Source organism: Kribbella sp. NPDC051936 (assembly GCF_040680955.1).
Taxonomy (GTDB): Bacteria; Actinomycetota; Actinomycetes; order Propionibacteriales; family Kribbellaceae; genus Kribbella.
The window spans coordinates 887,607-912,641 of record NZ_JBFAXS010000002.1; the positions used below are offsets into that span (position 1 = coordinate 887,607).

The 25,035-nt window shown below is 69.7% G+C and carries 21 protein-coding genes; 7 read left to right on the forward strand and 14 right to left on the reverse strand.

Features of this window, described 5'->3' with window-relative positions; translation table 11 throughout:
• The 4 genes from AB0L64_RS09795 to AB0L64_RS09810 are packed head-to-tail and all read right to left on the reverse strand — an operon-like array spanning position 1 to position 5,357.
• Entirely contained in the window at positions 1 to 1,185 is a 1,185-nt protein-coding gene (locus AB0L64_RS09795) for a CoA transferase (protein WP_363709635.1), read from the reverse strand.
• Positions 1,182 to 3,170 (reverse strand): SUMF1/EgtB/PvdO family nonheme iron enzyme, encoded by a 1,989-nt coding sequence (locus AB0L64_RS09800; protein ID WP_363709637.1) that lies wholly within the window; start codon positions 3,168 to 3,170, stop codon positions 1,182 to 1,184. Before AB0L64_RS09800 ends, AB0L64_RS09795 begins: the two co-directional genes overlap by 4 nt.
• Entirely contained in the window at positions 3,167 to 4,060 is an 894-nt protein-coding gene (locus AB0L64_RS09805; RefSeq protein WP_363709639.1) for a ribokinase, read from the reverse strand. The genes AB0L64_RS09800 and AB0L64_RS09805 overlap by 4 nt, the downstream gene beginning before the upstream one ends.
• Positions 4,050 to 5,357 (reverse strand): ADP-ribosylglycohydrolase family protein, encoded by a 1,308-nt coding sequence (locus AB0L64_RS09810; RefSeq protein ID WP_363709641.1) that lies wholly within the window; start codon positions 5,355 to 5,357, stop codon positions 4,050 to 4,052. Before AB0L64_RS09810 ends, AB0L64_RS09805 begins: the two co-directional genes overlap by 11 nt.
• Positions 5,358 to 5,437: 80 nt before the next feature.
• On the opposite strand from AB0L64_RS09810, the gene AB0L64_RS09815 reads away from it, so the two are divergent.
• Together AB0L64_RS09815 and AB0L64_RS09820 are read left to right on the forward strand one after the other, a co-directional pair.
• Entirely contained in the window at positions 5,438 to 6,997 is a 1,560-nt protein-coding gene (locus AB0L64_RS09815) for an alkaline phosphatase D family protein (protein ID WP_363709643.1), read from the forward strand.
• Between the two features lie 12 nt (positions 6,998 to 7,009).
• Positions 7,010 to 7,831, forward strand: a complete 822-nt coding sequence (locus tag AB0L64_RS09820) for a hypothetical protein (RefSeq protein ID WP_363709645.1) — start codon at positions 7,010 to 7,012, stop codon at positions 7,829 to 7,831.
• A 3-nt stretch (positions 7,832 to 7,834) separates the two neighbouring features.
• On the opposite strand, the gene AB0L64_RS09825 is transcribed toward AB0L64_RS09820, so the two are convergent.
• The 9 genes from AB0L64_RS09825 to AB0L64_RS09865 all read right to left on the reverse strand — a co-directional run bounded on the left by AB0L64_RS09825 (position 7,835) and on the right by AB0L64_RS09865 (position 16,835).
• Positions 7,835 to 8,968: an ADP-ribosylglycohydrolase family protein gene (locus AB0L64_RS09825; protein WP_363709647.1), complete on the reverse strand. Its 1,134-nt coding sequence runs from the start codon at positions 8,966 to 8,968 to the stop codon at positions 7,835 to 7,837.
• Positions 8,968 to 10,245: a sugar ABC transporter substrate-binding protein gene (locus AB0L64_RS09830; protein ID WP_363709649.1), complete on the reverse strand. Its 1,278-nt coding sequence runs from the start codon at positions 10,243 to 10,245 to the stop codon at positions 8,968 to 8,970. The genes AB0L64_RS09825 and AB0L64_RS09830 overlap by 1 nt, the downstream gene beginning before the upstream one ends.
• A gap of 8 nt (positions 10,246 to 10,253) precedes the next feature.
• Complete coding sequence (locus tag AB0L64_RS09835) at positions 10,254 to 11,102, reverse strand: carbohydrate ABC transporter permease (protein WP_363709651.1); 849 nt, start codon at positions 11,100 to 11,102, stop codon at positions 10,254 to 10,256.
• Complete coding sequence (locus tag AB0L64_RS09840; protein ID WP_363709654.1) at positions 11,099 to 12,019, reverse strand: sugar ABC transporter permease; 921 nt, start codon at positions 12,017 to 12,019, stop codon at positions 11,099 to 11,101. Before AB0L64_RS09840 ends, AB0L64_RS09835 begins: the two co-directional genes overlap by 4 nt.
• On the reverse strand, positions 12,016 to 13,134 hold the full coding sequence (locus AB0L64_RS09845; RefSeq protein WP_363709656.1) for a LacI family DNA-binding transcriptional regulator: 1,119 nt from the start codon (positions 13,132 to 13,134) through the stop codon (positions 12,016 to 12,018). The genes AB0L64_RS09840 and AB0L64_RS09845 overlap by 4 nt, the downstream gene beginning before the upstream one ends.
• A 225-nt stretch (positions 13,135 to 13,359) precedes the next feature.
• Positions 13,360 to 14,259, reverse strand: a complete 900-nt coding sequence (locus AB0L64_RS09850; protein WP_363709658.1) for a zinc metalloprotease — start codon at positions 14,257 to 14,259, stop codon at positions 13,360 to 13,362.
• A gap of 69 nt (positions 14,260 to 14,328) precedes the next feature.
• Complete coding sequence (locus tag AB0L64_RS09855) at positions 14,329 to 15,279, reverse strand: potassium channel family protein (RefSeq protein WP_363709808.1); 951 nt, start codon at positions 15,277 to 15,279, stop codon at positions 14,329 to 14,331.
• Entirely contained in the window at positions 15,251 to 16,360 is a 1,110-nt protein-coding gene (locus AB0L64_RS09860; protein WP_363709660.1) for a GNAT family N-acetyltransferase, read from the reverse strand. Before AB0L64_RS09860 ends, AB0L64_RS09855 begins: the two co-directional genes overlap by 29 nt.
• Positions 16,361 to 16,442: 82 nt before the next feature.
• A complete protein-coding gene (locus tag AB0L64_RS09865) occupies positions 16,443 to 16,835 on the reverse strand; it encodes a hypothetical protein (protein WP_363709662.1) in 393 nt (130 codons plus the stop codon).
• A 58-nt stretch (positions 16,836 to 16,893) separates the two neighbouring features.
• On the opposite strand from AB0L64_RS09865, the gene AB0L64_RS09870 reads away from it, so the two are divergent.
• The 5 genes from AB0L64_RS09870 (at position 16,894) to AB0L64_RS09890 (ending at position 23,945) form a co-directional block, all read left to right on the forward strand.
• A complete protein-coding gene (locus tag AB0L64_RS09870; RefSeq protein ID WP_363709664.1) occupies positions 16,894 to 17,508 on the forward strand; it encodes a hypothetical protein in 615 nt (204 codons plus the stop codon).
• A gap of 364 nt (positions 17,509 to 17,872) precedes the next feature.
• On the forward strand, positions 17,873 to 18,622 hold the full coding sequence (locus AB0L64_RS09875) for an ABC transporter ATP-binding protein (protein ID WP_363709666.1): 750 nt from the start codon (positions 17,873 to 17,875) through the stop codon (positions 18,620 to 18,622).
• Positions 18,619 to 21,279 (forward strand): FtsX-like permease family protein, encoded by a 2,661-nt coding sequence (locus AB0L64_RS09880; protein WP_363709668.1) that lies wholly within the window; start codon positions 18,619 to 18,621, stop codon positions 21,277 to 21,279. The genes AB0L64_RS09875 and AB0L64_RS09880 overlap by 4 nt, the downstream gene beginning before the upstream one ends.
• A gap of 69 nt (positions 21,280 to 21,348) precedes the next feature.
• The gene (locus AB0L64_RS09885) at positions 21,349 to 22,047 is read left to right on the forward strand and encodes a hypothetical protein (protein WP_363709670.1); all 699 of its coding nucleotides are present in this window, start codon (positions 21,349 to 21,351) and stop codon (positions 22,045 to 22,047) included.
• Positions 22,048 to 22,166: 119 nt separating this feature from the next.
• Positions 22,167 to 23,945 (forward strand): glycerophosphodiester phosphodiesterase family protein, encoded by a 1,779-nt coding sequence (locus tag AB0L64_RS09890; RefSeq protein WP_363709672.1) that lies wholly within the window; start codon positions 22,167 to 22,169, stop codon positions 23,943 to 23,945.
• On the opposite strand, the gene AB0L64_RS09895 is transcribed toward AB0L64_RS09890, so the two are convergent.
• Complete coding sequence (locus AB0L64_RS09895) at positions 23,942 to 24,997, reverse strand: glutamate--cysteine ligase (protein WP_363709674.1); 1,056 nt, start codon at positions 24,995 to 24,997, stop codon at positions 23,942 to 23,944. The genes AB0L64_RS09890 and AB0L64_RS09895 overlap by 4 nt on opposite strands.
• Positions 24,998 to 25,035 lie beyond the last annotated feature (38 nt).

Below are 25,035 nucleotides of genomic sequence, written 5' to 3' on the forward strand. Positions count from 1 at the left end.
TCACACCACTCCAGCTGCTCGCAGCGCCGCCACCTGGTCCGGCGTCACACCGATCTCGGCGAGCACCTCGTCGGTGTTCGCACCGTGCGGCCGGCCGGCCCACTTGATCTCCCCCGGCGACTCGGACAGCCGGAACAGCACGTTCTGCATCTGCACCGGGCCCAGCTCGTCGTCGTCCACGCTGACGATCGTCCCAAGCGCGGCGTACTGCGGGTCGGTCATGATCCCGCGGATGTCGTGCACCGGCCCGACCGCGGCCTCGGCCTTCTCGAACTCCTCCATCACGAGCTCCAGCGACCGCGCGGCGATCCACGACCCGACCGCCTCGTCGAGCTCGTCGGCGTGCTGGGCGCGCTCGCGTCCGGTCGCGAACCAGGGCTGCGCGACCAGATCGGCGCGCCCGACCAGCGTCAGCACGCGCTCGGCGATGCTCTGTGAACTGGTCGACACCGCCACCCAGCGGCCGTCCGCGGTGCGGTAGACGTTGCGCGGAGCGTTGTTCGACGAGCGGTTCCCCAGCCGCGGCTGCACGTACCCGGTCTGCTGGTACGCCGTGATGCCGCCGCCGAGCATCATCAGGATCGGCTCGATGATCGCCATGTCGATGACCTGCCCGGCGCCGGACCGGTCCCGTTCGCGCAGCGCGACCAGGACGGCGTACGCCGTGGCGAGCGCGGTGATCCCGTCCGCGAGGCCGAACGGCGGCAGCGTCGGCGGGCCGTCCGGCTCGCCGGTGACCGCCGCGAACCCGCTCATCGCCTCGGCCAGCGACCCGAACCCGGGACGCCGCGACCACGGACCGACCTGCCCGAAGGCCGTCACCCGCGCGATCACCAGCCGCGGGTTCGCCGCCAGCAGCACGTCCGGGCCGAGGCCCCAGCGCTCCAGCGTCCCGGGCCGGAAGTTCTCCACCAGGACGTCGTTCTGCCGGACCAGGTCGAGGAACACGTCCCGGCCGCGGGACAGGTCGAGCGTCGCGAGCCGCTTGTTCCGGCCGAGGGTCTTGAACCAGAGCCCGACACCGTCCTTCGAGGCGCCGTGCGTGCGCGCCGCGTCCGGCCGGGACGGGTGCTCGATCTTCGTGACGTCGGCGCCGAAGTCGCCCAGGAAGGTCGCTGCCAGCGGCCCCGCGAACAGCGTCGCCGCCTCCAGCACCTTCACCCCGTCGAGTGGAGCAGGTCTCATCCCGCGCACCTGAAGCCGATGTTCTCCGAGCGGTCGAGGCCGCCGCCCGTCAGCACCAGCTTGAAGCTGACGTCCGGCTCCTGCGGACCGCCGTCGGCATACCAGTCGGAGCCCTCGGCGACGTAGTGCGAGCCGCCCTTCAGGATGCAGAACCGGCTGCGACCGTCGCGGTGCTCGCTCTCTGTCAGGTTCCACACCAGCGGCTCGCGCCGGGTGAACCCCTCGGCGAGCGCGGCGATCTGCCACTCGTCCTCGCTGGGCAGCCGTCCGCCACGCCAGGCGGCGTACGCCCGGGCGTCCGGCAGGTCGACGTACGTCACCGGCTGGTTCTCGGTCCCGGGAACGGGCGCGCCGTCGACCCAGTGCCTCAGGAACCGGTTCGCGACGAGCGGACGGTAGCCGGTCGCCTGCAGGAACGCCAGATACTCCGCGTTGGTCACCTCGGCGACAGCCACCGAGCATCCCGGCAGCGACACCTCACGCGTCACCGTCTGGATGTCGTGCAGGCGAGGGGGCAGCGGCTTCCACTCCTCGACGTACGGCGCGGTGTCGTACAAGCCGGTCTCGCGCCGCCGGTGCCGGACGATCAACGTCTGCTCCCCCGCCGGTACGTCGACCGTCGGGCCGATCTCGGCGGGACCGGCGACCGGTGGTGCGACGACCCGCTCGGCCGGCCGCATCGGGAACGCGGACTCCTCGACATGGGCGCGCGGCATCGTGCCCAGCCGGCGCGCGGTGGCCCGGCACGAGGCGCCGGCGGTGGCGCCGACGCGGACGATGCCGGCCACGCCGCGGCCCGGTACGACCAGATGGACACCGTCGTCGTCCGCGGTGATCGGGACGCCCGTCGTCACGTCGTACCAGTCGCCGACCTGGTCCTCGGAGCGCAGCACGATGCCGTCGAAGTCCTCGTCGTGACGGTTGATCAACGTCCAGAAGGTGATGTCCGCCAGGTCGAACCGGGACCCGTGGACGCCGTGATCACGGGCCTTCTCCGGGATCTCCGGCGTCAGCTGGATCCAGTCGCCGTTGATCAGCACCGGCGCGAACGCCCGCTGCGCGGCGACCATCCGGCGCAGCGTCGCGCGGTCGCGGGCGTTCCACCCGACCCACGCCGAGAACACCGACTCCCAGACCAGCATGCCGACGCCGTTCACCCAGGCGGACTGCAACTCGTCGCTGTGGTCACGATTCCACCGGCGGGTGTGGTGCATCATGTGCCGGCGCTCGAACAGGTGCGCCCGCAGCACGCCGGGCGCGTGGGTGTCGGCGAACCACTGCGCCCAGGACAGCGCGTGGTCGCCGATCCTTGCCATCGGCAACCGCGACTCGCCCTCCAGCGCGATTGCCGGGTTCGCCTGCCGGATCGCGCGGGTGAACGCCGGGTCGCCCTCCTTCAGCGTGTCCAGGAACACGCCGTCGACCGTGTAGTCGGTGACCAGCGCGGCGAACTCGTCGGCGTCCGAGCGGTCCGCACGGCGGGTGCCGACATCCCACGGGTTGTAGTCGAAGAACACCTTGAGGCCGAGCCGGTGCAGGTCGTCGATCAGCTCGCGCAGCCCGGGGACGTCGCGGTAGAAGTCGAACTGGTTGCGGTCGTCGATCCCGATCACCGGGTAGGCGTGCCAGAGCACGATCGCGTCGTACCCGCCGAACTCGGCGATGCCGTGCTCGACGAACTTCTCCGGTGTGAACGTCCCGGTCTCGACGTTGTAGAGCAGGTCGTCCCAGAGCCAGACCAGCGCCACCGAGTACGCGGTCTGGGTCCAGGCGCGACCGGGTTCGTCGTAGTGCGAGCCGTCGTACCTGGTCCGTTCGAAGGCGCCGAACCGCCACTCGGCCAGCTTGGCGCGCCACCGCGGCAGGTCGGCGGGGTCCTCCGGGGCGCCGAGGATCTTGGCGTCGTCCAGGAACGACAGGTCGGCCCGGAGCCCGAGATCGACCTTCGCCGGAAGGTCGATGGGCCGCGGTTCGAGCGGATTCACAGGTACACCTCCGCATAACGCGCGTCGATTGCATCCCCGTGCGGCACGGAGGGAATCGCCCCCGCGGCCTGAACACTCAATGAAGCAGCAACGTTAGCGCGTCGGACCGCGTTCGTCAGGTCGCTTGCCGTGATCGAGTCGTTAGTTGATTCGGCAGCCAACGTGGCGACCAGTACTCCGCAGAACGTGTCTCCAGCGGCGGTCGTGTCCACGACCTCGACCCGTACGCCGGGAACCGCGATCTCCTCGGCCTCGCGGGTCAGGATCACCGCGCCCGCCCCGCCGAGCGTGACCACCGCGGCGGGCACCTGCTTCAGCAGCGCGGACCGGTCCGGCCCGGCGATCGCCTCGGCCTCGGTCTCGTTCACCACCAGCAGGTCCACCTCGGCGAGCAACTCGTCCGGGAGTTCCGCGGCCGGTGCCGCGTTGAGGACGAAGTACTTCGCCGCCGCGGCCGCCGCCTGCACCGTCGGGAACGGGATCTCCAATTGGGAAAGGACGATTTTCGCATCGCCGATCGCGGTCAGCGCGGCCGCGGACAAGGTCAGCTCGCCGTTCGCGCCCGGGGCGACGACGATCGAGTTCTCACCGCCGTCCTCGACCGTGATGATCGCCGTACCGGTCGGGGCGTCGCCGGTCGTCGCCAGCGACAGGTCGACACCTTCGAGCGCCTCGCGCAACAGGGCGCCGCCGTCGTCGTCACCCAGCGCGACCACCATCGCCGTCCGGGCGCCCGCGCGGGCCGAGGCGACCGCCTGGTTCGCGCCCTTGCCGCCCGGACCGCGCGTCATCGCACCGGCGAGAACCGTCTCACCCGGTCGTGGAATGCGCTGAACCGGCAACACAAGATCCACATTCGCGCTCCCCACCACTACCACGTCAGGCTCCACCCCGGGCCACCTCCACAGTCCTCCGCGCCAGCTCGTCGATCGCGATCTGGTCCATCCCCGGGAGGCTGGTGGCCACCCGATTGTCCAGTGGTGCGGACCACTCTGCCGGAACCCCGCGCGTCGCGCCAAAAACCGCGCCCACGGTGGCACCGGCCGAGTCGGTGTCCCAGCCGCCCATCACCGCGCGGCCGATCGCCGTGGTGAAATCCGCAGCGGTCAGCGCATACGCGGTGAGGGCGGTGTTGTTCACCGCGTGCACCCAGTGCAGGTCGCCGTACTCGTGATGCAGCGCATCGAGCGCGTCGTCCAGCTCGGCGTCGGCGAGGCTGAGCCCGAACCGGACCGCGCGGGCGATCGCGCCCTGACCGCCGACCACGTCCAGGCCGGCGACCGCGGCCTCGACCGGATCGTCGAGCACCAGCGCGGCCGCGGACATCGCGGCCACCCAGAGCGCGCCGTCGACCCCGGCGCCGGTGTGACTGAGCCGCGCGTCGACCAGCGCGAGCCGCGCGGCCGCCGTGCGATCGCCGGGATGCGCCCAGCCGTAGGCGTCGGTGCGGATCTGGGCGCCGATCCATTCCCGGAACGGGTTCCCGACGACGGCCGCGCGGGCCGGCTCGATCCCTTCCAGAAGGTTGCGGTAGGCAACACGCTCGGCGGTGAACACGCGGCCGGCCGGCAGGTCGCCGAGCCAGCTCTGGGCCACGTCCTCGGTGGTCAGACCATGCTCTCCGGGACCGAAGCGCTCCATCATCACCAGCGCCAGGATCGCGAAGTTGATGTCGTCGTCCTCGGGCATGCCGTCGATGACCTCGCGAAGACTGTTCACCTTCGAGCGCCGGTTCCACGGCCACCGCTGCTGCACCTCGTCCGGCACACCGGCAGCGGTGATGTACTGCGACAGCGGCCACTGACCGGAGCTGGCCAGGATCTCCCGGATGCCCTCGCGCGGGATCTTCTCCACCGGCTTGCCGAGCAGGTTCCCGGCCATCCGGCCGAGCCAGGCGTTCAGCGTGCGGGTCTCGAGATCGACCGGCGCACCCAGCGACGGCAGCTCCGGGATCACCGGCTCGCGCCAGTCCCCGGTCCGCGCGTCGAGCACGTCCAGCAGTTCGCGGGCGAGTGCCCGCAGCGCGGGGGTCGCGGGCTCGTCGGAGGCACCCGACACGGGCGCGTCCGTGGTCCCGCCGGCGGCCAGCCAGCGGGCCTGGACGTCGGTGACGTCGACGCCCTCCGACCGCGCCTGGACCAGTTGGTGCGGGAGGAGGTCCTCCGGCTGCACCCAGGTCAATCTCATCGAGGCTCTTCCTTCCCCTGTTGCGCCAGGCGAAACACGCACCTGGATCGTTCTGTCGGCGCGGCCTGATACTTCCGGCCATGGTCACCCGCCGCAGCTTTCTGACCGGAACCGCCGCCGCGCTCGCTCTTACCGGAAACCTCCCCGATCTCGTCGACGCGGTAGGGATATCGCACCGCACCGACAACCGACCGTTGTTCACGCTCGGCGTCGCGTCGGGCGATCCGCTGCCGGACGCCGTGGTCATCTGGACCCGCCTCGCGCCCGGCCCGCTCGAACCGTTCGGCGGCATGGGCGACCGCCCGGTGAACGTCGAGTGGGAGGTCGCCGAGGACGAGTCGTTCCGCACAGTGGTACGCCGAGGTACGGCGCACGCCCGTCCGGAGTACGCGCACACCGTGCATGTCGACGTCCGGGGACTGCGGCCGTGGCGGCACTACTTCTACCGGTTCCGCGCCGCCGGTCAGATCAGCCCGGCCGGTCGTACCCGGACCGCGCCGGCGCCGTCCGACGAGCCGGCCGTGACGCTGGCGGTCGCGTCCTGCCAGGCCTACTACGACGGGTTCTACACCGCGTACCAGGACGTCGTACGCCGGGAGCACGATGCCGTGCTGTTCCTCGGCGACTACATCTACGAGGTCGGTGTCGGACCGACCGCCGGCGTCCGCAACCAGTCCGTACCGGTCGACTTCGCCGGCGAGATCTTCACGCTCGACGAGTACCGGGCCCGGTACGCGTTGCACAAGACCGACCCCGACCTGCAGGCCGCGCACGCGGCGGCGCCGTGGATCGTCACGCTCGACGACCACGAGGTCGAGGGCAACTGGGCCGGGTACGTGTCCGAGGACGGCATCCCGTACGACGACTTCCTCGTCCGCCGGGCGAACGGCTTCCGGGCGTACTGGGAGCACATGCCGCTGCGTCTCGACCAGTCCCCCGACGGCCCGTCGATCCGCCTGCACCGCCACCTCCGGTACGGCCGTACCGCCGACCTGAGCATCCTCGACACACGGCAGTTCCGCGACGACCAGACGTCGACCGGTGGATGGCTGCCGCCGGACGAGGTGTCGACCGACCCGGCGCGCACCATCACCGGCGCCGCCCAGGAAGGCTGGCTGCTGGACACGCTCGGATCCTCCACGAGCCGCTGGAACGTCGTCGCGCAGCAGGTCGCCATGGCCCAGCTCGACCGCAAGACCGGGCCGGAGCTCGAGCTTCCGATGGACACCTGGAACGGGTACGCCGCCTCGCGCGATCGCGTGCTGTCCGGTGTCCGTGACCGCGGCGTCGGCAACTTCGTCGTCCTCACCGGCGACCTGCACCGCAGCGTCGCCTCCGACCTGCGGGTGGACTTCGCGGATCCGTCCACGCCGGCGATCGGGTCCGAGTTCGTCACCACGTCGATCTCGTCGGGCAAGGACGGCGTCGACGCCGACGCCACCGGGCGCGCGCTGCTCGCCGAGAACCCGCACGTCAAGTACCAGAACGTCCAGCGCGGCTACCTCAGCTGCCGGCTCGACCGGACGCAGTGGACGTCGGAGTTCCGTGTCGTCGACCGCGTCGTCACTCCCGGCGGTACGGCGTCCACGCGCGCCACCCTGGTCGTCGAGGACGGCCGTCCCGGAACCCATCTCGCCTGAACGGACCAGCCCATGCTCCGACGCATCGCCCTCGTCGCCGTCCCACTCACGCTCGTGGTGCCCGCCGTCGCCGTTGCCAGCGGCAACAACCAGGTCGAGATCAGCGCCACGCCACAGCCCGTGGAGGTCGTGCCGCTGCCGTGCTTCCCGGCCGGGAAGCTGACGCTCGGCATGACCAACACCGGCCGCAAACCCACGATCGCCGACCTGCGTGTCGCCGGGGACGTCGCCCTCACGCTGTCCCGGCACCAGTTCTCCAGCTACCTTCCGGTCGATCAGCTCGTCAAGGCGCCGCTCGAGGTCACCGTCCCGCGCGGCACCGCGCCCGCGACGTACTCCGTCGACCTCACCGTCGGTAAGCAGCACCTGCAGGTGCCTGTGGTGATCAAGCCTGTCCCCGCCCGCGACAACGTGCTGCTCGGCGAACAGGCTGTCGCATCCTCCACCAACGGCAACATGCGCCTGTGCGGCGGCGTCGACGGCAACGCCGCCTCCGAACAGTGGGGCGCCAGTGGCTGGCACGACAACACCAAGGGCGTCTTCCCCGACACCTACGGCGTCGACTTCGTCCAGCCGACCACCATCGGCCGAGTCGTCCTCCAAACCCTCGACTCGACCAAGTACCCCGCCGCCGTGATGGGCGTCCGCGACTTCGACGTCCAACTCCGGAACAACGATGTGTGGACGACCGTGGAGGAGGTCCGGGGCAACACCACGGGCCGGCTGGTCATCACCTTCGAGCCTCGCGCGGTCGACGCCGTCCAGCTCGTCATCCACGACTCCAACGACCACGGGTACTCCCGGATCGTCGAGCTCGAGGCGTACGCCAACTGACATTCAGACCAGCGCATCCAACGCGGCCGCACGCCGGGCCCACCGCTCGGCGTCGGCCGCCCGGATGTCCCGTACGACGGACGCCATGACACGACCCGGCTCCACCAGATCGGTCTTGCTCGCCTCGGCGATCCGCTCCGCCCAGTCCGTCGGTACGCCGTCGTGGCCCTGCAAAGCTCCGGTGATCGCACCCGCCATCGACGCGATCGAGTCCGCGTCGCGGCCGTAGTTGGTGCCGCCCAGGACAGCCCGCCGTACGTCTCCCTCGGCGACCAGGACGAACCCGAGCGCGACCGGAAGCTCCTCGATCGCCTTGGTACGGCTCGGCCGGCGGGCGTCCATCGAGAGCTCACGGTAGTTCGGACCGACCGTGTCGAACGGCTCGATCGCCTTCCGCAGCACAGGAATCGCCTCCTCCCAGTCCGTCACGCCGTCGGCCGCTTCGACGACCGCCTCGACGGCCCTCCGAGTGCCGTCCTTGGCCAGCGCCACAGCAGTCTCGACCGCCGACGCGGGCGTTGCGCCCGGCGTCATCGCGGCGGCGACGGCGGCCGCGAACACGCCGGCCGCCTCCCGTCCGTAGCTCGACTGGTGCGCACCGGCGACGTCGAGCGCCTCGGCGTACGCGCCCTCGGGATCGCCGGCGTTGGCGATCCCGACAGGCGCCATGTACATCGCCGCACCGCAGTTCACGATGTTGCCGACACCCGCCTCGCGCGGATCGACGTGCCCGTAGTGCAGGCGGGCGACCAGCCACTTCTCGGCCAGGAACACCCGCTGCAGCAGGAGCGCGTCCGCCTCGAGCTCGGGAACCCAGCGGGTCCCGTTCAGCATCTTCGGCACCAGCGACTCGGCGACCGCGTAGGCGTCCAGGTGCGACCGGCGCTCGTCGTACACCTCGACCAGGGCGTGCGTCATCAAGGTGTCGTCGGTGATGTGCCCGTCGCCCTTGTGGTACGGCGCGATCGGGCGGGCGGTCCGCCAGTCGTCGTACCACGGGCCGACGATGCCGGTCACCCAGCCGCCGTGCCGCTCCCGGATCGCCTCCGGGGTCCAGCCCTCGACGGCGCCACCGATCGCGTCACCGACCGCGGACCCGACGAGGACCCCCGTTGCCTTCTCCTCGATCAAGGACATCAGTTGTTGACCTGACCCCATCCGTCGCTCAGTTTCTTGCCCAGCGCCGCCGCGTCGGTCTTGTTCGCCAGGTACTGCTGGAACGCCGGCGTCGCGATCTGGTCCTTCCACTGCGGGTAGTTCTCCACGCTCTGGAACGGCGCCTTGGTCAGCTCGGCGCCGCTGGCCAGGATCTGCTGCCAGCCGTTCTTGCCGCCGGTCGCCTGCTGCACCGCGTCCCGGGCCGCCTGGGTGGTCGGGATCAGCCAGTCGCCCTGACCGACCGCGGCCAGGTTCTCGGCCTTCATGAAGTAGTCGATGAACTTCGCCGACTGCTCGATGTGCTTGCCCTCGGCCGGCGCCGACAGCGTCTGCGGGTTCGCGGCCTGCTTGCTGCTCGTGCCCTTCAGCGGCGGCAGCACCTCCCACTGGAAGGTCTTCGGCGCCTCCTCGAGGATCTGCTGCGCGACGTAGTTGCCGGCCACGACCATTCCGTACTTGCCGGCGTAGAACCCGGGCAGCACGTCCGAACCGCTCTGCGTCAGCGACGTCGGGTCGATCGACTTGTCGTCGTAGGCCATCGCGTGGATCCGCTTCGGCACCTCGAGCTCGGCGTCGCCGATGGTCGCCTTCGCGTCCTTGCCGGAGCCGTCGAAGTACTTCGCGTCGAAGTTCAGGCCGAGGTTCAGCATCGTCGCGGTCGGGCTCTTCAGGCCCCAGCCGAGTCCGAACTTGCCGCCCGCGGTCAGCTTCTTGGCGTCGGCGGCCAGGTCGTCCCAGCTCAGCGAGTCACCGGTGGCGGTGATCCCGGCCTGCTTCAGCAGCGCGGAGTTCGCGAACACGACGTACGACTGCAGGAGCGTCGGCGCGGCGTAGATCTTGCCGTCCTTGGAGACCGTGTCCCAGACCCCCTGGCTGACGGCGTCCTTGGTGTCCTGGCTCAGGTACGGCGAGAGGTCCGCGAGGTAGCCCTGGTTGACGAAGCCGGTGATGTCGGCGGACTCGTCGTGGATGATGTCCGGCGCGGTCCCGCCCTGGAACTGGGTGACCAGCTGGTCGTGCACGGAGTCCCAGCTGCCCTGGACGTACTCGACCTGGATGTTCGGGTTCGCGGCGTTCCAGTCCGCGACGATCTTCTTGGTCGCGGCGACCGTGGTCTTCTGGAAGGCGAGGCTCTGGAACTTCAGCGTCACCTTCTCGGTCGACGACCCCGAACCGCTGTCGTCGCTGTTGCCCCCGCACGCGGCGAGCGTCACCAGCGCTCCCGCCGCCAGCAACGCGGTCAATACCTTCTTCATTATCTCTCCTAACCTTTGACTGCGCCGCTCAGCAAGCCGGAGGTCAACCGGCGCTGAAGGAAGGCGAAGAACACGAGACTGGGGACGGTGGCCAGCACGGAGGCGGCGGCGAGCGGGCCGAACTGCACCTGGCCCTCGGCCCCGACGAACCGGGCGAGCACCAGCGGAAGGGTCTTGAGCTGCGGGTCCTGCAGCAGGACCAGGGCGAAGAAGAACTCGTTCCACGCCGAGATGAAGGTGAACATCGCGGTCGCGATCAGGCCCGGCCGCAGCAGCGGCATCACGATCGAGACGATCGTGCGGACCCGGCCGGCGCCGTCGACGGAGGCCGCTTCCTCCAGCTCCCGCGGCACCGCGGCGACGTACCCCTGCAGCATCCACAGCGCGAACGGCAGCGACCAGACCATGTACACGATCACCACGCCGGGGATCGTGTTGGTCAGGTGCAGCGGGCGCAGGATCATGAACAGCGGGATCACGATCAGGATCACCGGGAACACCTGGCTGACCAGGATCCAGCCGTTCGTCAGCGGCCGCAGCCGGCTGCGGAACCGGGCCAGCGCGTAGGACACCGGCAGCGCGACGATCAGCACCAGGATCGTGCTGTAGATCGAGATCTGCAGGCTGTTGCCGAGACCGCGGACCAGGCCCTGCTCGTTCAGCGCGTCGCTGTAGTTCGACAGGTCGAAGTGCTTCGGCAGCAGGCTCGGCGTGATGCTCGCGAACTCCTGCGGCGACTTCAGCGAGCTGGAGATCAGCCAGAGCAGCGGGAAGCCGAGGAAGACCAGGTAGCAGACGACGGCGACGTACTGCAGGAAGCGGGTCGCAGGACTCGTACCCAAGCGGCGCCGCCTCATGCCTCGCTCCTCAGCCGGTTCCGCAGGTAGAAGAACAGGAACGCGATGATGATGACCACCATCACGTCACCCATCGCCGCGGCCATCCCGAAGTTGCCGTAGCGGAACGCCTCGTTGTACGCGAACAACATCGGCAGCATCGTCTTGCCGCCCGGGCCGCCGGCGGTCAGCACGTAGACCAGGCCGAACGAGTTGAAGTTCCAGATCATGTCCAGGCTGGTGATCGCGACGATCACGGTCCGCAGCTGCGGCAGCGTGATGTTCCAGAACTGGCTCCAGGCGCCGGCGCCGTCGACCGCGGCCGCTTCGTACAGAGTGCGGTCGATGCCCTGCAGGCCGGCGAGCAGCGTGATCGTGGTCATCGGCATGCCGACCCAGATGCCGACGACGATCACCGCCGGGAGCGCCGTGTTGAAGTCGCCGAGGAAGTTGATCGGGTGGTCGGTGAGGTGCAGCTTCTGCAGGATCTCGTTGACCGGGCCGTTGGTCGGGTGCAGCAGCAACCGCCACATGATCGCGACGACGACCGGGGGCATCGCCCAGGGGATGAGCGCGAGGGTGCGCGCGACGCCGCGGAATTTGAGGTTCGTGTTCAGCAGCAGGGCGAGGCCGAGCGCGGCGACGAACTGCAGGATCGTGACCGACAAGGTCCAGATCACGCCGATCCGGAACGAGTCCCAGAACAGGTCGTTGTGCAGGAGTTTGGCGAAGTTGCCGAAGCCGACGAAGTTCGTCTCGACCCGCAGGCCGGCGCGGGCGTCGGTGAAGCCGAGCGCGATACCGCGGATCAGCGGGTAGACGCTCAGGATCAGCACCGGCAGCAGGGCGGGCAGGAACAGCAGGATCGCCTCACGATTCGCCTTCGGCTTCCCCACTTTTTTCTTCACCGGCCGCGGCGCGGTCAAGGTTGCCGTCACGGGGTGGACCTCCTGATGCTGAGGGACGGCTGGACGACGATCCGCCGCGGGGTCCGGTCGTTGTCCTCGATCCTTGCCAGCAGCAACTCGGCCGCCCGCCGCCCGCGCTCGGCCGACCCCAGATTCACACTCGTCAGCGGCGGAAAACTCTGCTCGGCCAACTCACTGTCATCCATCCCCACCACCGCAACGTCGTCCGGCACCCGCAGCCCGGCGGCCGCCAACTCATGCATCAACCCCACGGCCAGCAAGTCGTTCGCACAGATAACAGCGTCGAACCCCGCACCAACTTCCGACTCGGAGGTGGACGGAGCCGGCGCCGCAGCCTGCCGGGCGCCGCCCCGCGCCTGGTGGGTGGTGGCCGCCGGCCCCGTCTCACCCAGCCGGTGGGACTGGCTGGAAGCCAGCCCGCCGGCGGCCAGCAGGTTGAGGGCAGCTGTGCGCCCTGCGGCGAAGGTGAAGTCGTCTGCTTCCGTGGCGGCGACGGGCTCGAGATCGTGGGCCTTCAGGGCTTCGGTGAAACCCTTCGCGCGGGCCGCGCCGGGGACCGTGTCGGCGGGACCGTTCAGGAACGCGATGCGCGTGCGGCCGCAGGACGCCAGGTGGTCGACGGCGAGCAGCATGCCCTTGGGTGAGTTCGCCCGCACGGTGTCGACGCCCGCTTTGGCCGGGACGTTACCGGCGACGACCACCGGTACCTCGCATTCGCGGATCGACTTCACCAGATCCTCGTCGACGCGCAGCGGGCTGATCAGCAGACCGTCGGCGTACCCGCGCGCCATCCCCCGAACCAGCGCGACCTCGTCCACCACGTCCGGCCCGGTCGTCGTCACCACCAGCCGGTAGCCGGCCGCGGCCACGACCTCCTCGACCGCCCGCATCATCGTCACGTACACCGGGTTGCCGACGTCCGCGACCGCCAGCGTCAACTGGAACGTCCGCCCGACCTTCAGCGACCGGGCGCGCGCGTCCGGCACGTAGCCGAGCTCCGAAACCGCCCGCTGCACCCGCTCGACCATCTCCTCCGTGGCCGGCAGCCCGTTCAGCACCCGTGACACCGACGCCACCGAGACCCCGGCCGCCCGGGCCACCCCAGCGATCGTCGGACGACCCACGCCGACCTCCTGTAATCGTTCTTGTAATCGTTTACAGCCGAGACACTAAACCGCCCCTCAGCCCTCGTCAACACCCCCACTCCCCCAACTCCGCACCGCAACCACACCGTGACGGCCCCCAACCCGTCTTTGGGCCCCCACCGTCCAATTTCGGAGCGCCGAAATGAACGGTGGGGGCCCAAAGATGCCTACCGCAGAGCGGGTACGGCGGGGTGGTGGTGCGGGTTAGGCGCGGTAGAAGAGCCAGGCGTCGGCCATGCGCTGTGCCTGGCCTGGTGTGAACTGGGTGTAGCAGGAGTCGTAGGAGTAGTCCATGTAGTTGTGGATCGGGTCGAGCCCGGGCGCCTTGCAGGTGTCCTTGCCGGCCGGGCAGCCGCTGGTCGGGGTCTTCTCGGCAGGGGTGTCGTCGACGAAGTCGCCCTTCGCGTTGCAGCCGCCGAAGAACGTGTGCTCGAGGTTCAGCCAGTGACCGACCTCGTGCGTCGTGGTCTCGCCCTGGTCGTAGCGCCCCGCGTACGTGGTCGACGTCCCCAGGAAGGACTCCCAGTCGATGACGACGCCGTCGAGATACGCCTGGCCCGGCTTGGTGACGATGTCCGGCAGGTACGCCCATCCGAGCAGACCCGCGCCGGCTGTCGTCGAGTACAGGTTGAGGTCCCCGGGACCGCCGGTGTGCAGGGCGTGCTTCATGTCGTGCTCAGGCAGACCACCCGCGCCGGCATAGAACCAGGTCGCGTTGTCGGTCCGCGTCACACCCGCCAAAGTGAAACTGAACCCGGTCCTGGCACCGCCCTCGCCGCCCGCGTACGTGTTGTTCAGTACGTCGATCTGCGCCTGGATCTGGGCTGACGTGAGCGCGCCGATCGAGCCGTCGGTGACCACATGGAAGTACACCGGAACGGTGGCCCTGAAGCCCGCTTTCGCCTTGTTCTTCGCTGTCGCCGGCAGATCCTGTGGGACCTGGCCGAGGTCCGGTTCACGCCCGCCCCGCGCCTGGACGACGCTGTCCTCCGAGACGCAGGCGCCACCGCCCGGCGGCCCCGAGGCCTGACTCTGCGTCCCGCTCAGTCCCGCACCCACGAGTGCCGCGATCGCGGCGATCCGCGCTGCCTTGTTCCATCTCATGACCGCCCCCTGTCAGAGTCCGTCCCCAGGCAGTTCGACTCTAGGCACGGCGGCCGGACGGCGGAAGGCCTACTCGTCGTCCTCTTCGGCGCCCGGGCGCTCGGCCCACGGGGTCTCCTTGGCGGGGCGGACGACGATGAGCTTGTCGCCGGCGGCCAGGACCGAGACGTTGGAGTCGTAGTACCGGTGCACCTTGCCGTCGCGGACCACCGAGACCACCCGGTCCGGTACGGCGGACGGCGGCTTGCCGACCTCACGCCCGAGGACCGGGCGCTCGGCGACCTCGAGGCCCTCGCCGTAGGTCAGCAGGTCCTCCATCACCTCGCCGAGGTTCGGGCTGACCGCGGACAGGCCGAGCAGCCGGCCGACCGCCTCCGACGAGGTGACCACGGCGTCCGCGCCGCTCTGCCGCAGCAGCGGCACGTTGTCCTCCTCGCGGACCGCGACCACGACGTGCGCGTTCGGGTTCAGCTGCCGCACGGCGAGCGTGACCAGCACGGCCGAGTCGTCCCGGTCGGTGGTCACGATCACCTCGCGCGCGGTCATCACCTCGGCGCGGCGCAGCACCGTCCGGTTCGTCGCGTCGCCGTGGAACGCGGCCATCTGGTCGTTGCCCGCGTCACCGATCGCCGTGGCGCGCGGGTCGATCACGACGATGTTCTCGCGCTTCACGCCGTTGCTGATCAGCGTCTGCACCGCGGCCCGGCCCTTGGTGCCGTAGCCGACGACGATGGTGTGGTCCTTCATCCGTTTCCTCCAGCGCGTGTCGCGCATGATCCGGCGACCCTCGTTGGCCAGCACTTCCAGTGTCGTACCGACCAGCACCACCAGGAACGCGATCCGCAGCGGAGTGACGATGAAGGCGTTCACCAGCCGGGCAGTGGGCGTCACCGGCGTGATGTCGCCGTACCCGGTCGTGGTGAGCGTGACGGTTGCGTAGTAGATGCTGTCGATCAGGTCGACATGGCCGTCGTAGCTGTCCTTGTAGCCGTCACGGTCGACCACCACGATCAGCACCATCACGGTCAGCAGCCCCAGCGCGATCAGAAATCGGCTGAAGAGCTGAAAGAGCGGCGAGCGCGTGCTCGCGGGCAGGTTGACCAGCAGACCGTGGGGGTTCCGACCGGTGGGAAGGGGTGGCACGGGTCTGACGATATTGCACCGGCGGTCGATCCACCGCATGCGACAGGCTCCGGTCGGACAGTGCGACACTCACCATCAGACTGTCGCCGTCCCGGATGACTCGGGAGCGCATCCGCAACCGCTCCAGGGTGCGCAGCATCGCGTGGTTCTCCGGCTGCACCATGCAGACGACGCGGTCGGCGCCGAGGGCCCGGGCCTCCCCCACCACCTGGCGCAGCAAGCGAAGCCCGAGGCCCTGCCCCTGCCAGCCGTCCTCGACCAGGACGGCGATCTCCATCGTGGTGCTGCCCATTTCCTCCCACGGCGCGGCTGTGGCCATCCCGATCACGGCATCGTCGACACATGCGACGACCGACACACCTCCCGCCGGCGCCGACAAGTGCCGCGCGGTCCGGGCGGTCAGCTTCGGCATCGGAACGTGGTAGCGCCGGGTGCGGCTCTCGTACGAACACCGGTCGTGCATCGCGACCACGGCGTCGGCGTCCTCGACGGTCGCGGGCCGCAGGTCGGGTACGCCGGCCCCGGGCCGCGGCCCGGCCGGCGTCTCGAACCGCTCGGCCAGCCGGCCGGCGATCTCGACCAGCACGTCCGCGCGGGCCCACTCGGCCGGCGTGTACTCGTCGAACCCCTGCAGGTTGCCCAGCTCGTCGTCGACGGACACCGGGTCGTCGATCAGCCGCAGTACGGCGCGCAGGTAGCGGGTCGGCGCGTCGCTGAGGACGTCGGCCTGGCAGGGGCGGACCGTCGTCCGGACGCAGCCGGCCTCGGCCGCCAGCGCGGTCAGGTCGTCGGCGGTCCAGCCGACGCCGGTGGAGACCACCAGTTCGTCGACGGCGCCGGTCTCGGCGGTGAAGACCTCGAGGCTGAGAATGTTGATGTCGTCCGCACCACACCGTGCAGCGAGTTCGGCCAGTGCACCGGGCCGGTCGGCGAGTTCGGTCCTGATCTTCCAGAGCATGCGGACGCCCTCCCTCGTGGAAACGTCCTTCCACTCTGCGTCCGCCCTGTTGCCCGGCCGGGTCCGGGATGTTACGCGCGCGTCAACGTTTCCGGCGGACCAGCAGCAAGATGTTCGGCCGCTGGGCGGTCAGGGCGGCGGCCGGCTCACGATTGTCCAGGTCGGCGTGCCGGAGCAGCTCGGGGTAGCTGCTCTGCGGTACGGCGGGGTAGGTCGTGACGATTGCGTCGCCGGAGAACACGAAGAAGATCGCCTGCCCGTCCTTGATCACCTTCAGCAGGGAGCCCTCGCGCACGGTGAGAACGTGCTCGACCGCCTTGCGGCGCGCGGACCGCTTCACCCAGGCGGCCTGGAGCGCCTGCTGTGCGGGCTCGCGCCCGTGCCGGACCGCCTCGACGACGAGCGGTCCGTACCGTACGCCGTACTTGACCAAGTTCTTGGCGAGCTTCCCGTTCGCCTTCCCCGCACCTGCCATGGGTCGAGCCTACTGACTGCGCCGGGTCGGCATGCGGCGCTGCACGGCGTCAGGCACCATGGAGGCCGTGAGCACCCCCAACCCGCGTCGGCCGGTGATGCCCGGCAACAAGCTGTTCGAGTCGCTGCCCGGTGCCGCCGATCCGGCGACCGTCACCGAGGCCGCGCACCGGACAGCCGAGTTGCTGGTCCGCGGGGTGCGCAAGTCCGAGGACGCCGAGGTGCACGCCCGGGTGGTCAAACTGGCCGACGAGTACGGTCTCGACGAGCTCGCCGAGCTGTGGTCCGACTCCCCGGCCGACTCGCTGCCCGGGGCGCTCTGGCGGCTGTACGTGCTGCGGTCCTGGGTGCACTCGAACGCCGAGGCGGTGTCCCGCGAGTTCGCCACCGGCCGTAAGTACGCCGAGGTGCATGCGGTGGTCGCCGGCGTCGCCGAGCCGCCCGGCCCCGCGGAGGTGCGGGACATGGTGGACGCCGTACTGCGGGGTGTCGCAACCGGTGACTTCGCGACCACGCTGGATCGCGCGGCGGCGTTCGCGCGGATCGTGGCGACCGGACGCGCCCATCTCGCCGACGACGGCCACGACCAGGTGCTGTCCGCGTCGAAACTGGTCGAGACCGCTGACCAGCTGCAGACCGCGGCGCGCGCCGAACGCGCCGGGACCCTCTGGTAGTTGCATGCGGCGCCGACGGGTGTTATAACGTCTCGCCGCCCGGATTCCCAACAGGACAAGGGGTTTGGGCACCCGCTACACTGTTCGAGGTGTCGGGCCGGTGCAAGCCCCGGGTCCCAAAATAAGCCGCTACGAGCGGCCACGCGCCGTGAGGCGCTTCCCGGTCCGGCACCCTCTTCTCCTCCCCCTCGCGTTGCCTGAGGCAACGACACGTCCCCCGGTCGCCGGTGGCACCGCCGCCCTTCGTCGTCCGCGACTCAGGGATCGATCGGGGACACCCCCCCTGTCGGGATCGCCCGATCGAGGTCAGACTCGAAGGAGACAACCGAACAGGCTGGGGGCCGTTGGATCGCCGGGAGGGGCGATGGTCGGCATGGTGGGGACCGCAACGGAAGTTGTACACGCACAGGACGTCGTACGGGTGTACGGCGAGGGGGACACGGCCGTCGAGGCGCTGCGCGGGGTCGGCGTCCGGATCGAGCCCGGGCAACTCACGGCGGTGATGGGACCGTCCGGATCGGGCAAGTCGACGCTGATGCACATCCTGGCCGGGCTGGACCGCCCGACCTCGGGCTCGGTGCGGATCGACGACATCGAGATCACCACGCTCGGTGACGACGCGCTCACCAAGCTCCGCCGGCAGCACATCGGCTTCATCTTCCAGTTCTTCAACCTGCTGCCGATGCTGAGCGCCCGCGACAACGTGCTGCTGCCGCTGACGATCGCCGGCACGAAGCCGGACCCGCAGTTCTTCGACGACCTGATCGAGCGCGTCGGTCTCACCGACCGTCTCGACCACCGGCCCGCCGAACTGTCCGGCGGCCAGCAGCAGCGGGTCGCGATCGCGCGGGCGCTGGTGTCCCGGCCGACCGTGGTGTTCGCCGACGAGCCGACCGGCAACCTCGACTCCCGGACCAGCGGCGAGATCCTCACGCTGATGCGCTCCTCGGTCGAGGAGTACGGCCAGACGCTGGTGATGGTGACCCACGACGCCCGGGCCGCCGCGCTGGCGGACCGGGTGCTCTACCTGGCCGACGGCACGATCGTGAAGGAGACCGGCCGGACCAGCCAGCACGAGATCCTGCAGATCATCGACACGCTGGACCTGCAGTGATCAGGTTCGCGCTGCAGGGGCTGCTGGCCCGCAAGCTCCGGACGGCGCTGACCGCGATCGGCGTCGTGCTCGGCGTGGCGTTGATCTCGGGCACGTACGTCCTGACCGACTCGATCACGTCGGCGTTCGACTCGATCTTCACCGAGAACTACAAGAACACCGACGCCGCGATCACCGGGAAGACCGCGTTCGAGGCGGCCGACGACGGCACCGTCGTCACCGCGCCGCCGTTCCAGGCCGGGCTGCTGGACAAGGTCCGCGAGCTGCCCGAGGTCGGCGCGGCGGGCGGCGTGGTCAACGGTGAGGCGCAGCTGATCGGCAAGGACGGCAAGGTCATCGTGTTCGGCGGCGCGCCGAACATCGGCTTCAGCGTGGATCCCGCGCAGCCGCAGTTCAACTCGCTGAGCCTGGTGTCGGGTGCGTGGCCGGCCGCCGGCCAGGTCGTGGTCGACACCCAGACCGCGAAGAAGAAGGGACTCGCGACCGGCGACATGGTCGGCGTCCAGGCCCGCGGCGCGGCGCAGCAGATGCGGATCACCGGGCTGGTCGAGTTCGGCGCGGTGTCGTCGATCGGCGGCGCCACGCTGGCCGGGTTCGACCTCGGTACCGCGCAGCGCCTGTTCGGCAAGACCGGCAAGCTCGACCAGATCCTGATCGCGGCCAAGTCCGGCGTCACGCCGCAGCAGCTGGTGGACGCCGTCCAGCCGATCCTTCCCGAGGCCACCCAGGTCCGGACCGCCGACGAGCAGGCCGCGGAGGATGCGGCCGGGACGACGACGTTCCTCAACTTCCTGAGGACGTTCCTGCTCGTGTTCGCCGCGATCGCGCTGTTCGTCGGGTCGTTCGTGATCGCGAACTCGCTGGCCATCACGATCGCCCAGCGCACCCGCGAGTTCGCCACGCTCCGGACGCTCGGCGCCTCCCGGCGGCAGGTCCTCGGCTCGGTGGTGCTCGAAGCCTTCGTCACCGGTCTGGTCTCGGCGATCGTCGGCCTGTTCCTCGGGCTCGCGATCGCGACCGGGCTGTTCAAGCTGTTCGACGCGATCGGGTTCACGCTGCCCAACGACGGGCTGGTCTTCCAGACCCGGACGATCGTGGTCGCGCTGCTCGTCGGCGTCGTGGTGACGACCGTGGCGAGCCTCCGCCCCGCGTGGCGGGCGACCAGGGTGCCGCCGATCGCGGCGGTCCGCGAGGGCGCGGTCCTCGCCCCCGGGCGGCTGCACCGCTTCCGCCCGGTCGGCGCGGCGCTGCTCGCGGCGGCCGGTATCGCCTGCGTCCTCGTCGGCCTGTTCGCGGACGGGCTGAAGACGAGCACGCTGCTGTCGCTGCTCGGCGCGGGCGTGCTGCTGCTGTTCATCGGGATCGCCGCCTTCTCCTCGCGGCTCGTCCGGCCGCTGGCCGCGGTCTCGGATCCGGTGGCGCGCTGGGCCGTCGTCGTACTGACCGCTCTGATCTGGCCGATCGTGCTGCTTCCGGTCTGGGCGCTACGACGGCTCTTCGGCGGGCACCCCGAGTTCCCGCGCATCCTGCCGGACCGGCCGGCGGTCGCGATCGGCGGCCAGAACAGCCGCCGCGATCCGCACCGGACCGCGTCGACCGCTGCCGCTCTGATGATCGGGCTCGCGCTGGTCACGCTGGTCGCGACCTTGGGCGCCGGGCTGATCAAACCGTTCGAGGACGCCGTCGACCGGATCTCCAGCTCCGACTACGCGATCACCGCGCAGAACAACTTCAGTCCGCTGCCGCCGGCGGTGGCCGAGAAGGCGGCGGAGGTGCCGACGGTCCAGGAGGTGACGAGCGTCCGCGGCGGCCAGGCACAGGCGTTCGGCAAGACGATCTCGATCACCGCGATCGACCGGACCGCACCGCAGCTGCTCAGCTTCGACTGGCAAGCGGGCTCCCAGGCTTCGCTGGCCGAGTTGGAGCCCGACGGCGCGATCGTCGACGCCGACTACGCCAAGCAGCACGGGCTGGGGCTGGGATCGGCGATCACCTTGCAGATGGTGACCGGCAAGCAGCTGCAGTTCCAGGTGCGCGGCATCTTCAAGCCGCCGGCGGGTGGTTCGCCGTTCGGCAACGTGACGATCTCGACGGCCACCTTCGACTCCGCCACGCCGCAGCCGCAGAACATCTACACCTTCCTCACCATGCAAGGCGGGGTGACTCCGCAGAACACTGCCACGTTGAATGCGGCGATGAGCGCGTTCCCGAACGCCAAGGCGGTGACCATCGAGCAGTTCAAGGACGCGCAGACCGACAGCATCAAGAGCCTGCTCAACGTGCTCTACGTGCTGCTGGCACTGTCCGTCGTGGTCAGCCTGTTCGGCATCGTGAACACCCTGGTCCTGACCGTGTTCGAGCGGACCCGTGAACTCGGCATGCTGCGGGCGATCGGGTTGACCCGAGGACAGGTGAAACGGATGATCCGCCAGGAGAGCGTGATCACGGCGCTGATCGGGGCGGTGATCGGCATCGTCCTGGGACTGGTGCTGGCCTCGCTGCTCGCGGCCCGGCTCGACGAGATCTCCTTCACCGTGCCGGCCGGCCAGCTGGTGATCTTCGCCGTCCTCTCGGTCGTCGTCGGCATCTTCGCCGCCATTTGGCCGGCCCGGCGCGCGGCCCGGCTCAATCCTCTGGAGGCGCTGCAGTACGAGTAGTTCTACGCAAGTCTGTAACCCCTTGCGCTGCTAGCTTCGCTGACTGTGAAGCGGATTGGCGTTGTCGGGATGGCTGTCGTGCTGGCCGGGTGCTCGACGGTCGAGTCGAAGGACATCCGGACCAGCGGCATCACGGCGAACTACGTCGTCACGCTGCCGGAGACGGCCGAGGTCGCGCGGGTGAGCGCGTCGTACCGGGTCGGCACCCTGACGTTCGTCGAGCTCGGCGACGGCGAGTCGGTCAGGTCGTCCGGCGGCGGCAAGGAAGTCGAGCTCGAGCGTCACCACACCGCCGGCGTAACCGACTACACCGGTGAGCTCAACGGCGTGGTCCAGGCAGGTACGGAGATCACCTTCGACCTCACCCGCGGCAAGGGCGACGACTCCGCGCCGAGGTCGACGGTGAAGCTCCCCGAACGCGTCCGCCTCACCGCTCCCCTGGCCGGCACGACGTACTCCCGCCGCGCCGTGATCCCGGTCCGCATCGCCACCGGCCCGTCCGACCTCCCGTCGATCCTCACCTGGACCGGCGACTGCATCCAGCCCGACAGCCTCGAACTCGAACCCGGCCGCACCTCCGCCACCATCCCGCCCGGCTCCCTCCGCCCGTCCCTCGCTACTCCCACCCCCGGCGTCAAGCCACCCACCAGCTGCCCCGTCAACCTCACCCTCACCCGCCGCACCGAAGGCACCCTCGACAAGTCCTTCAAGAACGGCCACATCACCGCCGAAACCCAATCAGTACGCCGCATCACCTCTACGCCGTAGACACACCAGAGCGTTACCGGTGGGCTACTTTTCGGCTACTTTCGCGAGGACGTGGGTATGCCTGTGGCAGACAGCCTCAGGGACGTCCCGCCCATGACCCCTCCGGAAGGAACCCCCTCATGCGCCGCCTTCCCCGCGCGCTTCTCCCGTGCGCGCTGATCGCCGGACTGCTGCTTCCGGCCGCCCCGGCCGTTGCTGCTCGTGGTGAGTTCGACATCCAGGCCCACCGCGGTGGGCTCGGGTTGACCGTGGAGAGCACGATCGCGTCGTTCTCGCACGGGCTGCAGCTCGGTGTCAGCACGCTGGAGCTCGACGTGCAGATCACCCAGGACGGGTATGCCGTGGTGACCCACGACCGCAAGGTCGACGGCAAGAAGTGCCGTGACACCGCGCCGTACACGCCAGGCGACCCCGAGTACCCGTATGTCGGCAAGTTCGTGAACACGCTCTCGCTGAACCAGGTGAAGCAGCTCGACTGCGGCTCGCAGACGCTGCCGAACTTCCCGGGGCAGCAGCCCGACCCGGGTGCCCGGATGCCGGAGCTGCGTGATGTGTTCGCGCTCGTGCACCGCTACCACGCGTACGGCGTGAAGCTGAACGTGGAGACCAAGGTCGAGGCCGGCGCGCCGTCCGAGACCGCGCCGCGCGAGCAGTTCGTCCAGGTGGTCGCCAGTGAGATCCGGAAGGCGAACATCGCGCGCCAGGTGACGATCCAGAGCTTCGACTGGGGTTCGCTGATGCGGATGCGCGAGGTGATGCCGCAGCTGCCGCTGGTCGCGCTCGACAACTACAACTTCCTGCAGGTCGGCCAGCCCGGGAAGTCGCCGTGGCTGGGCGGTCTCGACATCGACGATTTCGGCGGCGACCCGATCAAGGCGGTCAAGTCGTTCGGCGCGTCGGCGATCTCACCGGTCGACGGTTTCCCGCAGGGCGGCAAGATCTCCGACCCGGCGTTCCGCCCGTACTTCACCAAGGCCACGGTGGACGCCGCACACAAGGCCGGGCTCAAGGTGATTCCATGGACCGTGGACGACCCGGCCACGATCCAGTGGTTCGTCGACCAGGGCGTGGACGGGATCATCAGCGACTACCCGGACCGGGTGCGTGAGGTCGCCCGGGCCAACCACTTGAAGCTCCCGAAGTCGTACGACGCCCCGGCCGTCACGGCGCTGCCATCGGCGCACGCGCACAACGACTACGAGCACCGCCGGCCGCTGCAGGACGCGCTTGACCGTGGCTTCAACAGCGTCGAGGCGGACGTCTGGCTGATCGACGGCGAGCTGCGGGTCGCCCACGACCTGGAAGACGCGCAGCCCGGCCGCACCTTGGAGAGCTTGTACTTGAAGCCGCTGGCGGACCGGGTCCGCGAGAACCACGGCCAGGTCTACAAGCACGGCGGCGGGTTCCAGTTGCTGATCGACATCAAGAGCGACGGACCGTCGACGTACGCCGTGGTCGACAAGGCGCTGGCGCAGTACCGCGGGATCAGCACGATCTTCGTCGACGGACGCGTGTTCAAGGGCGCTGTCACCTCGGTGATCAGCGGCAACCGCCCGCTGGACGCCATGAAGGCGCAGAAGATCCGCTACGCCGGGTACGACGGGCGCCTCGGCGACCTGCAGTCCGGTATGCCGGCGTCGCTGATGCCGCTCGTCAGCGACAACTGGACGAACGTCTTCACCTGGCAGGGCGTCGGTCCGATGCCGGAGAGCGAGAGGACCAAGCTGCACGACATCGTGGTGACGGCCCACGACGCCGGGTACAAGGTCCGCTTCTGGGCGACCCCCGACGTACCGGGCGCCGCCCGCGCGGCCCTGTGGCGCGAACTGGCAGCCGCTGACGTCGACTACATCAACACCGACGACCTGCACGGTCTGGAGGACTTCTTGCGCGGCTAGGGCTTGACTTCCGTGAGGGCGACGAAGTCCTCGCCCTCACGGAGGGCCCTGCGCTGCTTGACAGCGCCGTTGCCGTCGGTCAGCGCACGCTGGATCCCTTCGTCGACAAGGTCGGACGCGCCGAGTTCTTGCAGCGCAGGAGCCGCATGGCGTCGCAGCCGTTCCAGGACCTGGGCCATCGGTAGCGATTCGGCCGTCAGCACGTCCAGCCCGTCGCCCGTGACACCGTCGCGCGCAGCCAGCCAGTACGCCGCACGGAGCACCTCCGGTTCCAGCGTCGGGCCTCGGCCGCCGTCCTCGAGCGCGATCATCACCACAGCTCGGACCAGCGTCGCCAGCAGCACGGTCTCGTCCACCGTGAGCGGTATGTCGCTCACCCGCACCTCGACCGTCGGCAGGTGCGTCGACGGGCGGATGTCCCAGTAGACCATCTGCTCGTCCATCAGAGTCCCGGCCGCCATGTGCATGGCCACCAAGGCCTCGTAGTGCTCCAACGACTCCAGGTACGGCGGCGGACCGGCGCAGGGCCAGCGTGTGGTCATCAGCCACCGCCAGCTCGCGAAGCCGGTGTCCTGGCCGAGGTAGATCGGTGAGTTCGCGGTCAGGGCGAGCAGCGCCGGCAGCCACGGACGGAGGTGATTGCTGACGCGGACAGCTGTCTCTTTGTCCGATACGTCGACATGGACATGACAACCGCAGACACCTTGCTCCCGTGCCAGCAGGCCCCACCGCTGCGCCAGTTCTTGGTAACGCCGCTTCTTGGTGATCGACTGCGCCGCCCGGCCGTGCGGCGGTACGGCGATGGCCAGCAGCCGCCCGCCCTCGTCGGCGGCCGCCAACGCGAGCTTGGCGCGCATGTCCGACAACGCGGCCCGCAGCTCGGCGGCCGACTCGCAGACCGGGGTGTTGATCTCGACCATGGCCCGGGTGAGTTCGAGGGTGACGTCGGGGTCCTGCACGTCCGCGACGACGGCCTTGCTCCGCGGCAGCGGGTCGCCGGTCGCGGACACGAGGAGTAACTCTTCCTCGACGCCGAAGGACGGTTGTTTCACCCTGCACCAGTACCCGATCGTCAACCAGTTAGGCTCTC